This window comes from Paraferrimonas sp. SM1919, from assembly GCF_010993985.1.
Taxonomy (GTDB): domain Bacteria; phylum Pseudomonadota; class Gammaproteobacteria; order Enterobacterales; family Shewanellaceae; genus SM1919.
This window is the reverse complement of the sequence record NZ_WINH01000010.1, coordinates 85,354-105,979: the sequence shown is the minus strand read 5'-3', so window position 1 is coordinate 105,979 and position 20,626 is coordinate 85,354. Positions and strand designations below refer to the sequence as shown.

Annotated in this window: 13 protein-coding genes; 3 read left to right on the top strand and 10 right to left on the bottom strand. The window is 44.3% G+C overall.

Features of this window, described 5'->3' with window-relative positions; all coding sequences use genetic code 11:
- Position 1: 1 nt before the first annotated feature.
- From GFB48_RS07945 to GFB48_RS07900, 10 genes are all read right to left on the bottom strand, one after another.
- The gene (locus tag GFB48_RS07945) at positions 2 to 682 is read right to left on the bottom strand and encodes a DUF6445 family protein (protein WP_163933634.1); all 681 of its coding nucleotides are present in this window, start codon (positions 680 to 682) and stop codon (positions 2 to 4) included.
- A complete protein-coding gene (locus tag GFB48_RS07940; protein ID WP_163933631.1) occupies positions 682 to 2,175 on the bottom strand; it encodes a tryptophan halogenase family protein in 1,494 nt (497 codons plus the stop codon). Before GFB48_RS07940 ends, GFB48_RS07945 begins: the two co-directional genes overlap by 1 nt.
- Positions 2,176 to 2,189: 14 nt before the next feature.
- Positions 2,190 to 3,206, bottom strand: a complete 1,017-nt coding sequence (locus tag GFB48_RS07935) for a cupin-like domain-containing protein (RefSeq protein WP_163933628.1) — start codon at positions 3,204 to 3,206, stop codon at positions 2,190 to 2,192.
- A 27-nt stretch (positions 3,207 to 3,233) separates the two neighbouring features.
- Entirely contained in the window at positions 3,234 to 3,974 is a 741-nt protein-coding gene (locus tag GFB48_RS07930) for a SapC family protein (protein ID WP_163933625.1), read from the bottom strand.
- Positions 3,967 to 5,493: a tryptophan halogenase family protein gene (locus GFB48_RS07925; RefSeq protein WP_163933623.1), complete on the bottom strand. Its 1,527-nt coding sequence runs from the start codon at positions 5,491 to 5,493 to the stop codon at positions 3,967 to 3,969. Before GFB48_RS07925 ends, GFB48_RS07930 begins: the two co-directional genes overlap by 8 nt.
- A gap of 146 nt (positions 5,494 to 5,639) precedes the next feature.
- The gene (locus tag GFB48_RS07920; RefSeq protein ID WP_163933620.1) at positions 5,640 to 8,603 is read right to left on the bottom strand and encodes a TonB-dependent receptor; all 2,964 of its coding nucleotides are present in this window, start codon (positions 8,601 to 8,603) and stop codon (positions 5,640 to 5,642) included.
- A 157-nt stretch (positions 8,604 to 8,760) separates the two neighbouring features.
- Positions 8,761 to 10,047, bottom strand: a complete 1,287-nt coding sequence (locus GFB48_RS07915) for an ADP-ribosylglycohydrolase family protein (protein ID WP_163933618.1) — start codon at positions 10,045 to 10,047, stop codon at positions 8,761 to 8,763.
- A gap of 97 nt (positions 10,048 to 10,144) precedes the next feature.
- Entirely contained in the window at positions 10,145 to 12,631 is a 2,487-nt protein-coding gene (locus GFB48_RS07910; protein ID WP_240464845.1) for a glycoside hydrolase family 3 C-terminal domain-containing protein, read from the bottom strand.
- Between the two features lie 56 nt (positions 12,632 to 12,687).
- Entirely contained in the window at positions 12,688 to 15,192 is a 2,505-nt protein-coding gene (locus GFB48_RS07905) for a glycoside hydrolase family 3 protein (protein WP_163933615.1), read from the bottom strand.
- A gap of 17 nt (positions 15,193 to 15,209) precedes the next feature.
- Entirely contained in the window at positions 15,210 to 16,436 is a 1,227-nt protein-coding gene (locus GFB48_RS07900) for a sugar MFS transporter (protein ID WP_163933612.1), read from the bottom strand.
- A gap of 155 nt (positions 16,437 to 16,591) precedes the next feature.
- Here GFB48_RS07900 and GFB48_RS07895 point away from each other — a divergent pair, with 155 nt between their 5' ends.
- Genes GFB48_RS07895 through GFB48_RS07885 form a run of 3 tightly spaced genes read left to right on the top strand, consistent with a single transcriptional unit; the run spans position 16,592 to position 20,461 of the window.
- Positions 16,592 to 17,929 carry a GH1 family beta-glucosidase gene (locus GFB48_RS07895; protein ID WP_163933609.1) on the top strand — a complete coding sequence of 446 codons (1,338 nt, stop codon included), beginning with the start codon at positions 16,592 to 16,594 and terminating at the stop codon, positions 17,927 to 17,929.
- A 2-nt stretch (positions 17,930 to 17,931) separates the two neighbouring features.
- A complete protein-coding gene (locus tag GFB48_RS07890) occupies positions 17,932 to 19,446 on the top strand; it encodes an MFS transporter (RefSeq protein WP_163933606.1) in 1,515 nt (504 codons plus the stop codon).
- 7 nt (positions 19,447 to 19,453) lie between these two features.
- Complete coding sequence (locus GFB48_RS07885; RefSeq protein ID WP_163933603.1) at positions 19,454 to 20,461, top strand: LacI family DNA-binding transcriptional regulator; 1,008 nt, start codon at positions 19,454 to 19,456, stop codon at positions 20,459 to 20,461.
- The last annotated feature ends 165 nt before the right edge of the window (positions 20,462 to 20,626 follow it).

The window sequence follows — 20,626 nt, the reverse complement described above, 5'->3', positions numbered from 1 at the left end:
CTTACTTAGAAACAATATCAACAAAAACATTCGCCGTGAGTCTAGGCGATTGTGAATTTAAGTCTTGCTGGGCATTAATTAAGCCACAATGGAGCAAATTAGCTGGGTAAACCACCACTGAGTTATCGCAGTAATCAAAACGATGAATCAGCTCATAATGGCTATCACTACCCTGCAAGTAACCTGATGATTGATAATCATTGATAAAGTCTGATGCTGTTGTGGCGGCTAGGTATTGTTGCTCAACATTGGCGTTAATGCGCTCAAGTCCGGTTTGCTTATGCCTAAACAACCCGGTTCCCCCATGCTTATGCTCCGATAAGTAATGCATAATCGCTAAGCTATTGGCTTTAGTATTATCAATATGTGGGTACTTTTGGTTTATGGCTAATTCTTGTGGTGATTTAGCCACCACAGAGAACACGGCATTGGTTGGCTGTAAACCATGATTTTGAGTCAAACCCAAATGCTGATAGAGATATGGCGCGATGGCACTAAAAAGCTGTTGCACATACTTTTTAGGTAACGGCGCCCGCTTACCAGGGTAATAACTTTGTTGCTCTTTAACTAATTGACCGTCATTAAGGGCATATTGACGCCAATATTGGTGATCAATATCGACATCAAATATTTGTAGGGCCTGATGTTTGCCTGCCCCTACTTCAAAAGCTTTAACATGCATTAGTCGAAATTACTCGGACAATAATGAGCAATAAACTGCAAATGCGATGGCCAATTCGCCACCTTAGATTTGGCATTCTCGGCAATATTATCTAAGAACTTTTTCAGTTCAGCTTCTGGCATTAAATCTACCGCAGGATGGTAGGTTTTAGGGGTTAAGCCCTGACCTAACATCACCTGTACCCAGGAACTTTCACCAAAGATCTCAATGTCTTTTTTGAACGTATGGCCAGTGTTTTCAAACATTTGCATTCTATGCTTTAGCCCCGCTGGCACCTGCATGCCCTTACAGTATTGCCAAAATTGGGAATCGTCACGCTGAGTTAAGTGATAATGCAACACCACAAAATCACGCACGTTTTCAATTTCTTCTAGGGTTTGGCTGTTAAATTCATCAATAGATTGCTGGGATAACCCGGCCTGTGGAAACAGCTGTACCAAGCGTAAAATGCTGCGCTGGAATAGATGAATGCTAGTGGACTCTAATGGTTCAATAAAACCGCTAGATAGGCCAATGGCAACACAGTTTTTGTGCCAGTGCTGTTTACGGGTCCCGGTTTTAAAGTTAATCACCCTTGGTTGATTAATGGGTTCGCCGTTAATGTTGCTGAGCAGTTTGTCAATGGCTTGCTCATTAGTCATGTATTTAGAGCAAAATACAATGCCGTTACCGGTACGGGTTTGCAGTGGAATTTGCCACTGCCAGCCGGCATCATGGGCAATTGAGCGGGTAAAGGCTGGGGCATTGTCTAACTTTTGGGTTTGCACCGCAACGGCGCTATCCATTGGCAAAATATCTGACCAATCGTGATAGCCCACATGCAAGGTTTTTTCAATCAATAATGCCTTAAAGCCGGAGCAATCGATAAAGAAATCCCCTTCAATTACCTGACCGCTTTGCAGTACCAGTTCACTAATATTGCCGGTCTCTTTACAGGTATTCACTTGCTCAATCATGCCTTCAATGCGGGTACAGCCATGTTCTTCGGCCATTTGTCTTAGGAACTGGGCATACTTAGTGGCATCTAGGTGATAGGCATAATTTAAATCCTGCTTATTTAAGATGGCATAGCGACCTTCACGGGCCCCTAGATGCTCGGGGCAGTAGTCCCCAATTTCTGGGCTGGCAAGGCCAAGCTCAACCCCTTTTTTCCAAAAGTGTTGGAAGCTGGTTGCCCAAGAATTACGACCTAAATAGCCAAAAGAATGAAAATACTCATGCTGCTGTGCTTTCCAATTTTCAAAGTTAATGCCTAGCTTAATGGTGGCATTAGTCTTAGCCATAAATTCTTTTTCGTTAATATCGAGAATTCGGTGTAGGTTATGCAAAGTAGGAATGGTGGCCTCGCCTACCCCTACTGTGCCAATGGCATCGGATTCAACCAGGGTAATGTCTAAACCTTTCCCCATTAATTTAGAGAAGGTGGCTGCGGCCATCCAGCCTGCGGTACCGCCACCAGCAATGACCAGTTTTTTTATTGGTTTTGCATTCATTCGCTTGGTTTCCATTATTGATACTTTAATTTCTCAGCCAACATAGCTCTAAGTCTTTGGCTATTTTTGGCGCTAATTGGTTGCTGCAATATCCCTAAGGCTTGCGCTGGAATATGCCCATGTTGGTTATCGGCAAACACATAATAATCAAACAGCCGCTGCCAGTGTTTACGCTCGAATTTATCAAGCCCGCGGATATTTAAAATACTGTGTAGCAGCGCATCCATAGGTCGTCCACTTTGGCTTGGGGTTTGTTTCCACCAATGGGTCACTAACAAGTTAATATCATCCAGCCCTTCCACATGGTGCCACCACATGCTCGGTATAAACAGGGCATCACCCGCTTCTAGGGTTACCGTTAGCCCATGTTCTAAAGCCTGTTTAAACTTAGGAAATTGCTGCCAATCTGGATTATCGAAATCGACCATAGAAATTTCCTGACCACCTGGAGCAAACAATAATGGCCCTGGGTAAAGATTGGCGAGTTGTTCAGGCGGAAACAGGGTAAAGCGGCGGCGACCACCGCCACAAACGGCTAAATTATTGGGGTAATCGTAATGGGCCGCCACCCGAGTGCGGTTACCTAACCACAAACTGGTGAGTTCTGTTTGCGAAATGGCTAAAGGGTGAGCATCCGTAAAGCCATTGATCAGCGAATTAGCTTCGGTAGAACCCATGTAAAAGCCCTGTTTACCACCCGAGGCTGACTCAGAGGCTAGCGCCCCTAATAATTGACTGAGCTTAATTTGGGCTGAGCTGTAGTTAAAGCCCTGCACAGAATCGTCATAGAACACCCTGCCCTGCTGTTCGGCTGGCAATTGATAGGCAACAATGTCACGCCCAGTGTAACCCTGCTCTAGATAATCAAGCAGGGCTTCATCGGATTGTTTGGCCTGCTGCACTAACGGCCAATGGTTGGCTACGCCCCTAAATACTGCCGGCTGATTTTGTGTCGTTAATTTAGGTAGTACCTTAGCCAAATCATCAGCTTGATACTCAGCTATGGGTTGCAGTTGTTCTATGTATTCCATTATCCGATTACTTTTCTTAGCTCAGCGTTAAGCCGTTTGTGCCTGCATTACAGTGGCGTTCTTACGGCGCACCAACTCACGTACGTGAGACTGGGAGGCAATGATCATATAAATCGCTTGTAAGTAGCCCTGCTTGTGTAGGCCTGCCAATTGCTCGGCGGTTAAATCGTTTAATAAGTCTTCATTGATGGTGTAAAAACCTATCATTTGGTTTTCTGAGCCATCGTTTAGGGTAATGTCTAGGGTGAAAGACTCGAGTAATTCTAACTCACAAATGGCATCGATAAACTTCTGGGTGCTTTCTAGACCATGGTGCATAAGCTCAAGCATATTGCCGGCATCTTTTAGGTAGTCGGTTGGGCTGCCATCAAGGTTAAACAGCGGCTCGCCTTGAGACTCAGATACCCTTGGGCTGTCCATGTCGATATGGATAACACGGTTGCTTCTTTCTTTACCATCAATCACTTGCTTTTGCATACCGATTAAAAATGGCAAGCGCTTTACCGAAACAGGAATGTAGCTGGCGTCCCAACCTTGCTCAGTTAGGAATAGGTTTTCATTATGTTGGAAACCAAACATGGCATGGGGCAAGAAACGACCCGATTGCTGATCTTTTTGGAAGAAAATTGGGTAACACTGCTGCACATTACGAAACTCTTCTAAAAAAGTAATGCTGGTCCACAGGTTATCGCCTAATTCAACTGAACGGGCGGTATTAATTTTTACGTTTTGGTGATCGTTTTGATTCAGTAACTGTACGTTAGTCATTGTCTGTCCCTGATTTATTATTTTGGTTATTCGTTAAGTGATTTAAGAGCTGCCTGTTGCTTGGCAACATGGATAATAAGCGATTAGTTTGGCGCACATTATCGTTAAAACTTTGATTGGCCATGGCCTGTAATTTGGGGTTGTTGACGGTATTGTTTAGCTGCCAGCCCATACCTAGTAATACATACAAATAACTGGCCGATGGAAATAGGTTGTAGTTGTATTGATTCGGCATCACATGGGGTAACTGGTAACGCCATAATGCTAATTTTTGCTGCAAACTTGTCGGTATGCTGTCCTGATGTTTTTGCGCCTGCCAGTAATCACTGTCATTAGTAGATAACACATAGTGCAGCTTTAAAAACTCGATAATATCTTGCCAGTGGCGCAGCATGGTGTGGTTATAAATATCCGCCAGCATTTGCATATGACTACGGTCTTGGGGCAGTTGGTTCGCCACTAGGTTAGCACCCTGCTCTATCAGCGCCAAGGCTGATGCTTCTAAGGGTTCAATAAAGCCTGCTGACATGCCAATAGCGACACAGTTTTTATGCCAAAAGGTCTTATGGTGGCCCGGCTTAAATTGAATATGGCGGTAACTAAGCTGTTCTTGTTCATCCCCTAAATAAGCTTTTAGCTCATCTTTAGCTTGTTCAAAACTGGCGTGTTTAGAGCTGAATACATGGCCGGTACCGCGGCGGTTTTGCAGACCGATGTCCCATATCCAACCGATATCAGTGGCGGTAGATATCGTATGCGAGACAATCTCTTGTTGGGGATCTTGATAGGGCTGCTGGGCCGCCACTGCGCTGTCATTTAATAACACATGCTCAAGCCCCTTAAATTCAACTCCATAGTGCTTATTCAACAGTAGCGATTTAGAACCGGTGCAATCTATAAATAAGTCACCTTTAATGGTGTTGCCACACTCAAGCTGCACTTGTTTGATATAGCCTAGATTATCATTAGTAATAGCAACCACATCGCCAATAATATGCTCCACTTTGAGTACTTGGGTGCAATGCTGGGTTAAAAGCTGGGCAAATTTTACTGCATCAAGGTGGTAGCCATAATTTAAGCTGCCTTGGTAAGGCTTTTGAATGGTGGTTTTCGGGGCTAAATTAGCATCACAGACCGCCACTTGGGATGATACCGCCGCCGCAAAATTCACTTTATCAGCATGGGGCTGCCAATAGGGACCCAAGTTTAACTGATAGTAATTAATGGGTTGGGTAAACGGGTGGTAATAATTGCTGTTAGGTTTATGCCAGTTTACAAACTGCGAACCCTGTTTAAAACTGGCATTGGTAAAGGCTAAAAATTGGTTTTCATCAATACCAATTTTTGACAAGGTTTCACGCATTGACGGCCAGGTACCTTCGCCCACGCCTATGGTTGGAATATTGGCCGATTCTATTAAGCTGACTTGTACATTGGGGTTTTGGCTGGCAATCAATCCAGCGCTTAACCAACCGGCGCTGCCGCCGCCAACTATGGTAATTTTTAGTGCCTGTTCCATGGGTCTTAATACCTTGTTTATTACCCCTTGATACTAACAAAAAACCAAACAAAACATTACAACAAAATGACGTTTATCGTGCTTTTTAGGTAAAAAAAAGCACAGCTATTTGCTGTGCTTTTGAACTCTTCTAATCAAAGGGTAAATTAGAAGCTGTAGCGTGCGCCAACCATGTAACGGGCACCAGATTCAACTAGGCTCAATACCTGTGATTCTGAGCGACCATGCACACGGATTGGTTCATTAGTAATGTTGATACCTTCAACAACTACATTTAAACCTTTAACCCAAGGCAGTTCATAACCAACGTTGAAGTCTACTTGGCCATAAGCTTCAACAAACTGTGGCGAAGCTTCACCAGTATCTTGACCTTTACCAGTTAGGAACTTGTCACGCCAGTTATAAGCTAAACGCGCTTGAACACCATGGTTATCATATACCGCAATAAAGTTAGCGGTATCTGAAATACCCACGATTGCTGGCTGGTCACCTTGAACAGCTGGGTTGTATTCTGACTCAGAGTTCACCTTAGTGTAGTTAGCAATCACACCAAAACCAGTGTCACCAAAGAAGTGTTGCACACCAGCTTCTAGGCCATCAATTACGAATTCACCTTCGTTAACAGGCACATCTACGATGTAGTCCATCGGTGCATCTTCAGCTGCAGCGTAAATATGGCCATTGGCTACGTCTACGTTTGGATCATCAGCGTAGTTATCAAAGATGTACTGGCGAATTTCATTGTTGTTGGTTGCACCTGCTGCACGAGCCGCATCCGCTTTAGGGCCTTCGAACGGGTTATTTAAACCGTCAAAATTACGGGTTAACTTGCCGTTAGAAATCGCATTAACGGTATCTTTACGGAAGTAACCTACGTTCACGTAGCTGCCTTCGGCGTAGTACCATTCCCAAGCAAGGTCGATGTTTTTAGACTCTAGCGGTAATAGTGCTGGGTTACCCGAGCTACCACCAAAGTTTGACACGTTACCTAGGGTTGGTACTGAGGTACCACCTTGAATGGCAACATAGTTAGGACGCCCAAGGGTGTGGCTGTAGGCCGCACGTACTAGCATGTCTTCCATCACCTCAAGGTTTAGGTTGACATTAGGTAACCAGTAGTCGTATTCACCAGTTTGAGTTTGGTAAGTTAACTGGGGATCAATTTGCTCAAGCTCGGTATCACCTACCCAACGGATATCTGAATATTGCTGAGTGTTAGAGGTTGAAGTGACTTCAGTTTTCTCGTAACGCAAACCAACATGAGCACTGAATGGCATATCGGCAATGTCTGTCTCAAGGTTGTACTGGAAGTAGGCCGCCATTGATTTCTCATTGGTTAGGCGGTCATCACCTTTAGAGAAGTCTGATGAAGGGCAATAACCGTTACCACAATCACCACCTGCATCAGATGGATACATTTCAGCTGCACGGGCACGTACTTTCTCAAAGTCCCATAGGAACATGTAGTCTAGGATATTGGCTTGTAAGGTATCTTTGTCTAACTGAGGGTGCTGATCTGCAATTGAGAAGTCACCACCTGAGGTATCAAACTTATCTTGAATCGATGAAGTTGGGAACCAGGCATCATCCATATCACCCGGTTGGCTAACACCACCCCAATCGTTACGTTGCACGTTCACAGACTGTTGTAGGTTTTCTACTTCAGTAGAAGCTAAACCAAAGTCAATGCTCATGGTGTCATTTAAGAGGTAGTTACCATCGAATTGAGCTTGGGTAATATCCATCTTGTTATGGGCATTACCAAATACCGAACCAGTAACGATCATGTCTGATGGCTCAAGCGGTTTTGTGAAACCTACCGATAAAATTGGACGATCACCAGTAAAGTCGGTTGCAGAGAAGGCACGAACCATACCCGCCATTGATAAATTAGCCGCAGTACCGTGCGGGCCATTCGGACCATATTCAGCAGTTGATTTATGAGCATCAAGTGAAAGTGATAAATCATCATTTACTTGCCATTCAATATTGAAACCAAGCTGTTGTGACTCACGACGCTCAGCAGACATACCCGCTGCCATTGACACATCAGGCTGACCTGGCTGGCCTTCCCAATAAACTAATGGAGAAGATACTGCGCCATCAGTCCAAACGCCACGAGCACCGTTTACGTCGTCATTTAGGAAGTTGTACCAAGCTGAAATATCGTGGTGCTGACGGTCGATGTCATTTTGCATCACATAGTAATCTAGGGTCGCACGAATTGAATCGGTTGGCTGGTACTGCAGTACTAGCTGACCGTTCATACGCTTACGCTGTTGCTCTTCAAACTTGTAAATAGTGGTTTGTGGCACACCGTAGATTTGGCCTTCACCTGGACGGTTGATGTGATGGTCTGGATTTTGAGTAATACCACCCCAGCTATTGGTGTTATCTTGGTCATGAGTAAAAGTACGCCAACCAGTACCTACGTTGGCTTGGGCGTTACCGCTTTCACGATCTTGGTAACTGAAGTTTGCCGAAATACCAAATTTGTCATCGGCAAAAGTACGGCTGTATAAAGCTGAGATTTCAGGAGTGACGTTTGCATCACGGCTAGATGAATCCGTTACCGCTTTGACACCAAAACTGGCTTTCACGCCTGGGCTGTTTAATGGCTTGTGGGTGGTAATGTTAATGGTAGAACCAATACCACCGGTACCAAGGGAAGCTAATGATGTTTTGTAAACTTCAACGCCAGATACACCCTCAGCAGCAATGTTGGCAAAATCAAAAGAACGATTACCTGTGGTGTTTGGAAGTTGACGACCATTTAAGGTGACTAAGTTAAATTCTGGGCCGAAACCACGAACCGATACCTTAGAACCTTCACCGTTAGAACGGTCAATCGACACACCAGTGATACGCTGCAGTGACTCAGCTAGGTTAGTATCTGGAAACTTACCGATATCTTCAGCGTTAATTGCGTCTACTACACCCGCGCCATCGCGCTTCATGTCCATAGACTTAATTAAACTGCCACGCATACCGGTAACTTCAATTACCTCTACCTCGGACTCTTCAGCGAAAGCTGGAGACATTGCACCCATTCCTAATGTAATGGATAAACAAGTGGCTAACCTGGTTTTGTTAAAACGGGTAGGTTGCATCACATTTCCCTCGTGTTTAGTTGTTATGGTTTTTAATTACACTTCCTTAGTACCACATCAGAAAATATCAACTATGAAAGCGCTTTCATTAAGAGTAAAACATTGTTACAAGTTGATCAATACCTTTTAACATATTTTTAATACCTTACAACTCGCCCTATTTACCCTTAAATTTCAACGCTATATCGGCACTTTTAGCTGCTAACTTGTGAAACTCAACAATTTCCTCAGAAAAATTTTTCCTAGTCCTACTAATTTTGTAACAATCATTGGTGACATGAGGGAACAGTTTTTTTAACTCATCTTGACCGTGTAATGCCCCTAATAATCCCCCCCAAGTTGCTGCAGGGTTATCACTGTCCCAACCTGCTAAGGTGGCAATTTTTACTGTTTGTAGGTAATCGCCTTGGCCGTAAAACCAACTCACTAGTGAGGCGGCAAAATTAATGCCCGCATCAAAAGGGGATTGGTATTGATAACCGTGGGTTTTAGTTAGCTGATATTTTTGGTGAACAAGGTCCCGGGATACTTCCCAATAGTCTTTATTAGGATTGGTTTGATAGCTTTGATGCACCAAGTCATACATTTGTGCGGTCAGGCTGGCATCATTAAAGTGCGCCCTTGCCTGTTGTGCCAGCCATAAACTTTGCTGCTGCAAAGTTAAATTAGCAGGCAATAATCCCAGATAGCTGTGCATCAGCACATAAAACTTCGCCATATCCGCCGCATCACCACTGGCACTGACACTGATAGGCAGCTTAGCTAACTTTAACGCTAACTCTGGTTTACCAAAGGCAAATAGACCAAAGATCTCAGTGGTTAACTGGGCATCAATCTTGTCAAAATCAGAATTTAGTTTGGGATCGGAGGTTTGTGGCGGTTGCACGCCCTGTTGCATCAACTTAAAGGCCTTTTGGTTGGAGGCCCATAAAAAGTTTTCCCGCTGCAGTGGCTGGTGTGGGAACTGGCGATATAAAGGCGCCTCTTCCTCTGTGTATATGTGCGCCAGCCAAGCATCAGTAATTTGCTTGGCAGTCGGAAGTAGAGGTGCGGTTTTCGCCATTAGGTGGGTATAGATATACTCAATATCGGTATCGTCATCGCTGCCCCAGGGCTGATCGAGTTCACCAAAATAAAAGGCAATTTTATTACTGTGGGGGGCGTAATTGCCCCACATATTTGGCCTATCGTACTTACCCCAATCACTCGAGGTATAAAACGGCAGGGTCTCAGGGGTACCGACCTTATCCATTTCAGTCACTAGACCTGTCCAATTGGCAATGGATTGGCCCAGCCAAAAGCCATGGAATCTATCTTGCAGGCTAATCGTTTTATCTTGAGCAAGATTATCTTCAACAGCACTATTACTAGCAAAAACTAAAGGGCTAAAGAGCCCCCCAGTGAATAGTGCTCCAATCACTAATTTGGATATTTTATTTATCATTGTAGGTTTGCTCTGTTGTTAATCTTTATTTAGCAATAAGGCGGGGAAAACCCCGCCTTAGTTAATTTATGAGCCTAAAAGGGTATTTGAAACCTCTTTATTGTACGACGTTCACTTGTTGGCTTAGCTTAATGTCCATTTGTGAGGCACCTACTGATACCGTAAAAGCACCTGGCTCTACCTTCCAATCATTACTATTGACATCCCAGAAGGCAAAATCACGCTTAGTTAGTTGCAAGGTTACTTGCTTGGTTTCACCGGCTTTTAACGCCACCTTAGTAAAGCCTTTTAGGGCTTTAACCGGTTGCACTACGCTTGATTCAAGATCAGATAAGTACAGCTGCACAATCTCTTCGCCATCACGTTGACTGGTATTGGTGATGTTCACCGTCACGGTTAACCCCTCTACGGCGTTAACCGATGATTTGCTCAGTTTAAGGTCGCTATAGTCAAAGCTTGAGTAGCTTAAGCCGTGACCAAATGGGAATAACATTGGTAAGTTTTTAGCCTCAAACCAACGGTGGCCAATTAACACGCCCTCTTTATAAAAAGAGTCTTGGGCGTTGTAGTCATCGAGCATCATTGGTGCGGTATCGGCTAATGACTTAGGCAACACATAAGGCATTTTACCGCTTGGGTTTACTTTAGCTGTTAACACGTCTGCAAAAGCGTTACCGCCTTCCATACCGCCGTAACCTAACCATAATAATGAGTTCACCTGCTCAAGCCATGGCATTTCTACAGCGGAGCCAGCCACTAATGCTACCGTTAGCTTATCGGTCACTTTGGCAAGGTTACTGATCACCTCATTCTGGTTACCCGGCAAACGCATGTGGCTTCTGTCAATGGCTTCACGGTCATCGGCGTGGGATAGACCACCGATATAAATCACCTTGTCAGCGGCTTTGGCGGCAGCTAAGTACTCTTCCTTGGCTACAAATGGATTGCCAGGGGCTTCCATGGCTAGGGTGAAGTCAGACTGGCCAACAAACTTAAGCTCGATTGGGTACTCTTTACCTACTTCAAGATCGCTACTAAATGCGTTATCAGTAATAGCCATGACTTTGCCATCAAGCTTGATACTGATAGTGCCAGTATTGGCGAGCTTAAACTGATGTACACCAGATTTTTGTGGCTTAATGGTGGCGGTCATCGATAACGATTGATAACCCTCATCGGCGTTGTATTTGTAGTCGGAGTTCACCATCCACGACTCAAACGCGAGATCTGTAAAGTTATTGTCTTTAAAGTACTTAACATTCCAAGCTGGGGTGCCTGTCCAATGGCGTGAGCTAATATAGTCAGCGGCAATGGGCTCAATGTTGTCTGATTTAGCCCGCAGGTAAGTAATGTTTACTTTATCACCTAAACGGTTTTTAAGGCCTTGCAGTGGCGTTACTTCATAAGGGGTTTTGACCTCCGATGAACCACCACCTAAACCATGCACCTTGTCAGCATTAGGACCTAATACCAAGATATTGGTTATATCATTATCCAGCGGCAACTGATTACCATCGTTTTTAAGCAGCACTATGCCTTTTGAGGCAATAGTATAGGCAATGTTTTGATGCTTTTTAGTATTACGTTCACCGCTGCTGCGGCCTTCATCCATCGCCCCTACCCGCTTGGTTAAGCGCAAGATACGCAGGGCTTTATCATCAATTAACGCTTCATCGACCTTACCGGCTTTAACCATTTCTAATAATGGCTTAGCAAAGTTGAAGTCTTGATAATCGGCAACGTCAGTACCCATTTCCAGATCAAGACCACCATGGGCGGCTTCATAGGTGTTGATGTCAACGTTCCAGTCGGTCAGTAATACCCCATCAAAACCCCACTCACCTTTTAAAATGGTGTTATTTAGGTGCGGTGCTTGGTTAGCATTGGTACCCATATATTCGTTATAGGCCCCCATAATTGAGTAAACGCCGCCCTCTTTTACTGCCGCTTCAAAGCCGGGCAGGTAAATTTCACGCAAAGTACGCTCATCGGGTTGGGCATTAACGCCAATACGGTTAAGCTCTTGGGTGTTTAGGGCGTAGTGCTTGGCATTGGCGGCGACGTCATTCTCTTGAATACCTTTGACTACGGGCACTACCATCTTAGAAACTAGGTAAGGATCCTCACCCATGTATTCAAAATTTCGGCCATACAGGGGTAAGCGGGCCATATTAATGCCAGGACCTAAGATAATATCCTTACCACGGTTGCGGGCTTCGGCACCGAGTACCTGACCGTGTAACTTGGCCATTTCTAGGTCCCAAGTTGCTGCCACTGTGGTTAGTGGGGCAAGATAGGTCGAATAGTCATCATCACCACCCACTGGATTCCAGCTGTGGCGTTCGATTTCGTAACGAACGCCGTGGGGGCCGTCAGATAGGACTAACTCGGGTACCCCTAAACGCGGCACCCCAGCATTGGTAAACTTTGAGTTGGCATGCAGTAATGCAATTTTTTCTTCAAGGGTCATTTGTGCCAAGATGGCTTGGATTTGTGCTTCTGAATCGGCCCGTTCGGCTTGAGGCGATTTTGAACAAGCGACTAAGGTTGCTGCGATCATTGCAGCCAACGTGAGCTTTTTCATAAAATTTCCTTATAAAAAAACCCCAGCCTTTTTCAGGCTGGGGTTTGTTACAATAATTATAGCTTGATACAAATACTTTGCTGTTCCGCGGTATCTTTGCTAAAGCGGATATCGCCAATAGCAATTTGCTGCTTTCCTTTAGAAGTCAGGGTAAACGGCGAATGCACCTGCGATACATTAAAGCCAGCATCAATTAGGCAAGATACTGAGATACTAATACTTTGCCATTGATCAAGCTTTAAGTGCTGATTAATTGGGGTCGTGATGGTTTTACCGTCATTATTGAACGTTAGCTCGACCGCATCGTTAGATAGCTCTAGCGCTTTAGCTGAGAAGCTCAGTACCGCATTGGCATCCACCATTTGGCTTAAGTCTTGGCCAAAGGCATTTGAACTCATCAGAGCAAAGCCCACTTCCGCTTCGCCGTTAAAGGTAACCAGAGTTGAGTCTTCCTGAACATGATGATCGTAGGTACGGATGCTCACGCCTGCTTCAGCTTGAACCGCATCATTCACCTTATGCTGACCATCAGCGGCAACAATGGTTTTAGTCCATAGACCTTGGTCGTCACCTGGGTAAACGGCAAGCTCGTTGCTGGCTTCAACCTTAAGTGCTGGCTGTTCATTAAGCTGTGGTAGTTGCTTAGTGTCTTGGTAACTTAAGCCATAACCATAGGCAAATAGCGGATCGTAATTTTCATCCTGGTGATTAAGTACAAACTGGTTATTCTGCTTAGGCCAAGAGTAAGACAGTTTACCACCAAAATCGTACTGAACCTGCCCTTCGGCATCGGTGAAAATCACATCAGCAACCGCCGCACCTTCACTGCCTGGTAACCAGATTGCTGCGAATGCATTTGATGCGTTAATTTCCGGGTTCACCCATAATGGACGACCAGTAATAAACAGTGATACCACAGGAATGCCTTGGGCTTTTAGCTTGTTAAGTAAGGCTAAATCTTTTTTATTACCCACTTGGTACTCTAGCTGTTTAATATCACCTACGCCTTCTGCGTATGGTTCTTCACCAAAGACCACGATAGCCACATCAGGTTTTTGGCTGTAGTCACCGGCTACCGATAACTCGACCTTACCACCCGCTGCGGTGACTTGCTGTTTAATACCGTCATACACTGAGCTGCCACCAGGGAAGTCAGCATTTACGTTATTGGTTCCCTGCCAAGTGATTGTCCAACCACCCGATTGTTTACCGATATTGTCTGCACCATCACCCGCTACTAGCACATTTTGGTTAGGCTTAAGTGGCAGAATGTTGTCATTGTTTTTAAGTAGAACTAATGACTGACGAACCGCATCTTTGGCGATTTCACGGTGCTCAGCTTTACCGATTAATTCTAACTTGCCCGCTAATGGACGGTTCGCTGGGCTTGGTTTTTCAAATAGACCAGCACGAACCTTCACACGAAGAATACGAGTTACCGCATCATCAATACGAGCCATTGGGATTTCACCCGACTTAACTTGTTCAATGGTGTTGTAATACAAAGGCTTCCAGCTCGCGCCTGGTACCATGTAAATATCAAGACCAGCATTGACTGCCTGTGGACAGCTTTCGTTGCTGCAGCCTTTTACTTGACCGTGACCGTTCCAGTCACCGACGACAAAGCCATCAAAGCCCATTTGCTCTTTTAATACATCGGTAAGTAAGTACTTATCGCCGTGGATCTTGCTGCCATGCCAGCTGTTAAATGATGCCATCACCGACTGGGCACCGGCGGTTAAGCCACCGACATAACCTTGGGCATGGATATCAAACAGCTCTTGTTCGGAGGCAATGTTGTTACCTTGGTCGTCACCATCTACCGTACCGCCATCACCAATAAAGTGCTTAACGGTAGAAATCACGCGCTCGTCACCTAGGAAATCACCATCAAGGGGACCTTGTAAACCTGTTACGATAGCGGCCGAGTAATCACGGATAATATCTGGGTGCTCAGAATAGCCTTCATAAGTACGGCCCCAACGATCATCACGAACCGCAGCAACGGTTGGCGCAAATACCCAATCGATACCGGTTGCCATTACCTCAGTCGCGGTTGCCTTAGCAATTTGTTCAATTAGCGCTGGGTTGTTGGCCGCACCTAAACCGATATTGTGTGGGAATAAGGTCGCGCCAATTACGTTGTTGTGACCATGCACCGCATCGGTACCCCACATGGTTGGAATCGTTGAACCATCTAAAGAATCATCGATCGATGCTTGGTATAAGCTTTCCGCTAGGGCAATCCAATCTTGAGGAGTGGCATGCTTGTTATTATCAGGAAAAGCGCCACCGCCGTTTAGAAATGATCCGAAGCCATATTTACGCATATCCTCTACTGTGATATCACGAATTTCAGGCTGGATCATTTGCGCCACTTTTTGCTCTAGTGTCATGGTCGCCAGGATTTTAGCCACTTGGGCTTCAACATTAGGCTGCTTGGCAATTTCTGCCGTTAGATCAGGCCAAATTTGGGCAGTGCTGCTTTCTGGGGCTGCTTTATCGCCACAACCTGCGATTAAACCTAAACTAATTAAGCTGGCTAAATATAATTTTTTCATTTTTTTTATAATTCCTTTTATGCCGGACGAGAGCCTTTGTAACCGTAGAAGGCGATGAATAGATAACAGATAATTGGTAGCAAGAACGATAACTGCAATGTTACGGTATCTGCAATATAACCCTGAACTACTGGCACGATAGCGCCACCAACAATGGCTAGACAAAGTAACGACGAACCTTGAGCGCTTAGGCTACCTAGTTTTTGCAGCGCTAACGAGAAAATGGTTGGGAACATAATCGAGTTAAACAGGCCAATTGCTAATACAGCAACCATTACCACTTCGCCGCTGGCAAATGAAGTGATCAATAGCAGTGCAATGACCATAAGGGCATTAAAGCCTAATACCTTACCGGCATCCAGTTTCTGCATAACCGCCGCACCAACAAAGCGACCAACCATAGCGCCGCCCCAATAGTAGGTTAGCAACTTAGCCGCATCGTGTTCAGGCAGTGCCATGATGTGGGACTCGCCTAAAAGATTAACGAGTAGACTGCCAATCGCCACTTCGGCACCTACGTAACAAAAGATACCGATAACACCCAACATCAAGTGTGAATGATCCCAAGCGCGTTTATTAGAATCCGCTTTGGTTTCTTGTATTTGTGGTTGTGGCAGAGATAATCGACCAAAAATAACGGCTAGAATCAATAACATACTAGTTAGCACTAGGTAAGGTACCTGCACACTTTCAGCGCCATTTTGCGCTAACTCTGTGGCACTGTCTAAGATAAGTAGTGCACCAAACCAAGGTGCAACAGTGGTACCTAGGGAATTAAAGGCTTGGGTAAGGGTTAAACGTGAAGAGGCCGTTTTAGCATCCCCAATAATCGTTACATAGGGATTCGCTGAAACCTGTAAAAGCGTAATACCACTTGCCAATACAAATAACGCCCCTAAAAACAGAGGGTAGCTATGAATACTTGCCGCTGGGTAAAACATCCCACAACCAACCGCTGCAATCAGCAGACCGGTAACAATCCCTTTTTGATAGCCAATTTTTTTTAACAGAATACCTGCCGGCACAGACACAATAAAATATGCACCAAAAAAGCAAAATTGAATCAGCATTGCTTGGGTATAAGATAAGTCGAATGCAGTCTTTAAATGTGGAATCAAAATATCGTTGAGGCATGTAATAAAGCCCCACATAAAGAAAAGGCTGGTTAGTGCGGTCATTGCAAAAGCAGGTGTTTTACCTGTTGTTGTATTCACTGCCTGTTCCGCACCGGCTGGAATGGCCATATTAGTCTCCCTAAAATTCCAGATAAAATTTGACTTTGTTCACATATACGCTTAAAAATGTAAGCGCTTTCAAACTTGTTTTATATAACAGTTGCAGCACCAATTACAAGCCTAAACAAAAAAGAAAAGGCGAATAAATATAAATAGGAGCCATTGTGCAGACATTTAATTTCCAGCAAAACTCACCCCTATTAGCACCTGACTTTACATTTGGTGTCGCTACGGCTTCTTTTCAAATAGAAGGCCATGGTACTGGTCGACTGCCTTGTATTTGGGATACTTTTTGCGCCAAAGAAGGCACCATTAGCGATAAATCTGATGGCACTATCGCCTGTGACCACTACAACAAGTGGCCCCAAGACATTGAATTAATTGATGGCCTTGGTATGGATGCTTATCGTTTATCTTTATCATGGCCACGCTTGACCGATGAAAATAATCAATTAAAGGCAGAAGGTGTTGAATTTTATAAAAACATCTTAAAAGAATTAAAAACAAAGAATATTAAGACATTCGTAACCTTATACCATTGGGATTTGCCCCAGTGGATTGAAGAACAAGGTGGCTGGTTAAACCGTAATACGGCCTACCTGTTCGCCGAATATGCGGCGCTTGTGGCTAAAGAGTTGGCTCCTTGGGTTGACAGCTTTGCAACATTAAACGAACCTTTCTGTTCATCATATCTTGGCTATGAAGTGGGTATCCATGCTCCTGGTTTAACTGGCCAAGCAAAAGGCCGTGCGGCTGCGCACCATTTATTATTAGGCCACGGTTTGGCTATGACTGAACTGCAAAAGTACGCCCCTGATGCTATGAACGGTATTGTACTTAACTTTACCCCGGCTTACAGCGCTTCAGAGAGTGAAGCCGATAAACAGGCTGCCAGCTATGCCGATGATTACTTTAATCAGTGGTACATCAAACCTATCTTTGACGGTGAGTATCCTGCAATCATTGAACAACTTCCTGCAGACGTTCGCCCACCGATTGAAGCGGGTGATATGGACATTATTTCCCAAAGCGTCGACTTTTTAGGGATTAACTACTATACCCGTGCCATTTATCAAGCATGTCCAGATAACATTTATAAAGAGTTGCCAGCCCCAGAGCCGACTACCGCCATGGGTTGGGAAATTTACCCACAAGCATTTGGTAACCTACTGATTGATCTAAATAAACGTTACCAGCTGCCACCTGTGTATATTACTGAAAATGGTTGTGCGTCATTTGATGAAATTGAAGGCGATACCATCCATGATAAGCAACGTTTAGATTACTACCAAAGCCACCTTGAGCAGGTTGAGCGCGCCATTAGTGCTGGGGTTGATATTCAAGGTTACTTCGCATGGAGTCTAATGGATAACTTTGAATGGGCCCTTGGCTACTCTCGCCGTTTTGGTATTGTGTATGTGGATTACGATAACAACCAAAAACGTTACCTTAAGGATTCAGCGAAAGCATTTGCCGAGCTAAATCGCCAAAGGAAGGCTTAATTATGACGCGTTTAGCGATTACTGAAAAAATTGGCTACGCAGCAGGGGATGCTGCAGCCAACCTTGTATGGCGTGGGGCGCTTACCTACCTAGCCGTTTTTTATACGGATGTGTTCGGCTTAACTGCGGCAGCCGCCGCAGCTCTATTCCTGATTGTTCGCTTAACTGATGGCATAACCGATATTATCGTCGGTATGCTGGCAGATAGAAGTAATTCTAGGTGGGGAAAATTTAGGCCTTGGGTGCTGTTTTCTAGCCCGTTACTGGCATTATTTATGGTGATGAGTTTTACCACCCCTGAATTTAGCCAGAGTGGCAAGCTTGCTTATGCTTACTTCACCTATATCGGCTTAACACTATTTTATACCCTAAATAATGTCCCCTATTCAGCCATGATGGGTGTGATGACCGACGATCAGCAGGAGCGTACTTCGTTATCGAGTTACCGTTTTGCTGGAGCATTTGTTGGGGGTATTTTTGTGATGGGGCTGCTACCCGAGTTCGTTAAATACTTTGGTCAAGGCAATGAGCAACTAGGCTATCAATACACGATGTATCTATTTGCCTTGATGTTATTGGTATTCATGCTGATCACCTTCGTCACAACCAAAGAAAGAGTGGTAACGACTGAAACACCTACACCAGGTGAGTTTAAAGATCTATTTAAAAACTTACCCTTTGTGCTGTTACCTTTTGCCGCGATTTCACTGTTCTTTTACTACCGTGACCTTGTGACCGGGATCATCTGTGCCGTTGCTCTATTTATCTGCTATGTGGTCATTAATAAACTCAAAAGTAAACCCCAAGATAAGTTATCTAAAACACAGCTAGACTTCATTGATCTATTGAGCAACCGCCCTTGGTTAATCCTTATTGGCATGGGCTTTTTATTAATTATGTATACGGGTATACGCTATGGTGTCGCTGCCTATTACTTTAAGTACATTATTAATAATGAAACCTTACTGGGCTACTACTTTATTACTCTACTGGTCATATCTATTCCTGGTGCTTTAGCGACCAACAAATTGTCTAAAGTCTTCGGTAAAAAAGCGCTATTTGCAGGATCATTGGCGCTGAGTGGCTTTATCAATGGTTTTATTTTCTGGGTGCAGCCAGAGCAAATTGAATTGTTGTTTGTGTTAGGTTCTGTCAGTGAATTCTTTGCTGCAATAACGCCAGCTTTATACTTTGCCATGCTAGGAGATAGTGCCGATTATTCGGAATGGAAAACCGGCAGAAGAGCAACAGGTCTGGTCTATTCTGCAGGCACTTTTATCCAAAAAACCGGTGGTGGATTTGCGGGCGCATTAATTTTATTAATACTTGCAAATCAGGGGTATAATAGTCAAGATAGCGAGTCTATACATGCTGCCAAGGACAGCATTATTTGGCTTATGAGTTGGATCCCATCTATTTTTGCCTTTATCGGTGCAAGTTTGATCTTGTTTTACCCTATTAGTGGCCATTTGATGAATACAATCAACTCAGAATTGGCTATTTCAAGGAAGCAATAACAAGCATATGGCAACCATTTATCAAGTATCTCAACGGGCGGGGGTTTCACTTGCGACCGTTTCTAGGGTTATCAACAACAACGCTAAAGTCAAACAAGCGACCCGAGAAAAAGTACTTAAGGCTATGGATGAGCTTAACTATAGGCCCAACCATACTGCACAATCATTAGCCTCTAATCGCTCCAATTGTGTTGGCCTAATGGTTGCCGAACTTGGCGGACCTTTTTTTGGTGACATGATGGCTGGCGTTGAAGAAACCTTACGCTCAGCCAACAAACACGTTATTATTACTACAGCCCACAGTGATCCGGCGCTCGAAAAAGAAGGCATTAATTTCCTTCAAAATCGCAGTTGCGATGCTATTATCGCTCACTGTGAAGGCCTCACTGATGACCAAATCATTGAGCTTAGTGAACAGTCTAAAGTGCCATTATTTTTAATGGGACGACAAATTCCTAAGCTTCAAAATCGCTGTGTTAGCTTAGACAATGAATTTGGTGGCTACCTTGCAACCAAGACCCTTATCGAAGCGGGGCACCGCCAAATAGGCTATATCTCTGGCCCTATGTTTAAAGAAGATGCTGTCGAACGCCTAAAAGGCCATCAACGTGCACTTGAAGAGTTCGGACTTCCATTCGATGTCAATGACGTTTTCACTGGTGACTTCCATGAATCTGGAGGTCAAGATGGCTTTCTCAGCCTCACAAGCAAAGGCCAATATACCGCAATAGCCTGTGGTAATGATGAGATGGCTGCTGGAGTGATTAAAGCCGCCCATGATCAAAATTATCTCTTACCAGAACAATTGTCGGTGATCGGGTTTGATGATGTGGTCTTCGCAACTTACCTATGGCCTGCACTAACAACAGTATCAAGTTCGACTTTCCAAATTGGTAAAGCTGCGGCAAACATGATCATAGAAACCATCTATAAACAGAGCAGCAAACAATCTGGAATCATCTTTGAGCCTAAACTGATCAAACGAAATTCCATATATAAAATTAATGCTAAATAAATGCAGTAATAATCCGTTGTCTCGCTGTCTTGCAAATATAGCACCCGAAAAGTAAACCGTTTTAGCGTTTAAGGTTGGTTCTATCGTTTGCAAGCTTTTGCTATCGAGCTTGTAAAAATGATTGCCAGTGGTGCTATTCAAACTTATGGTGAATAAATACCTCAG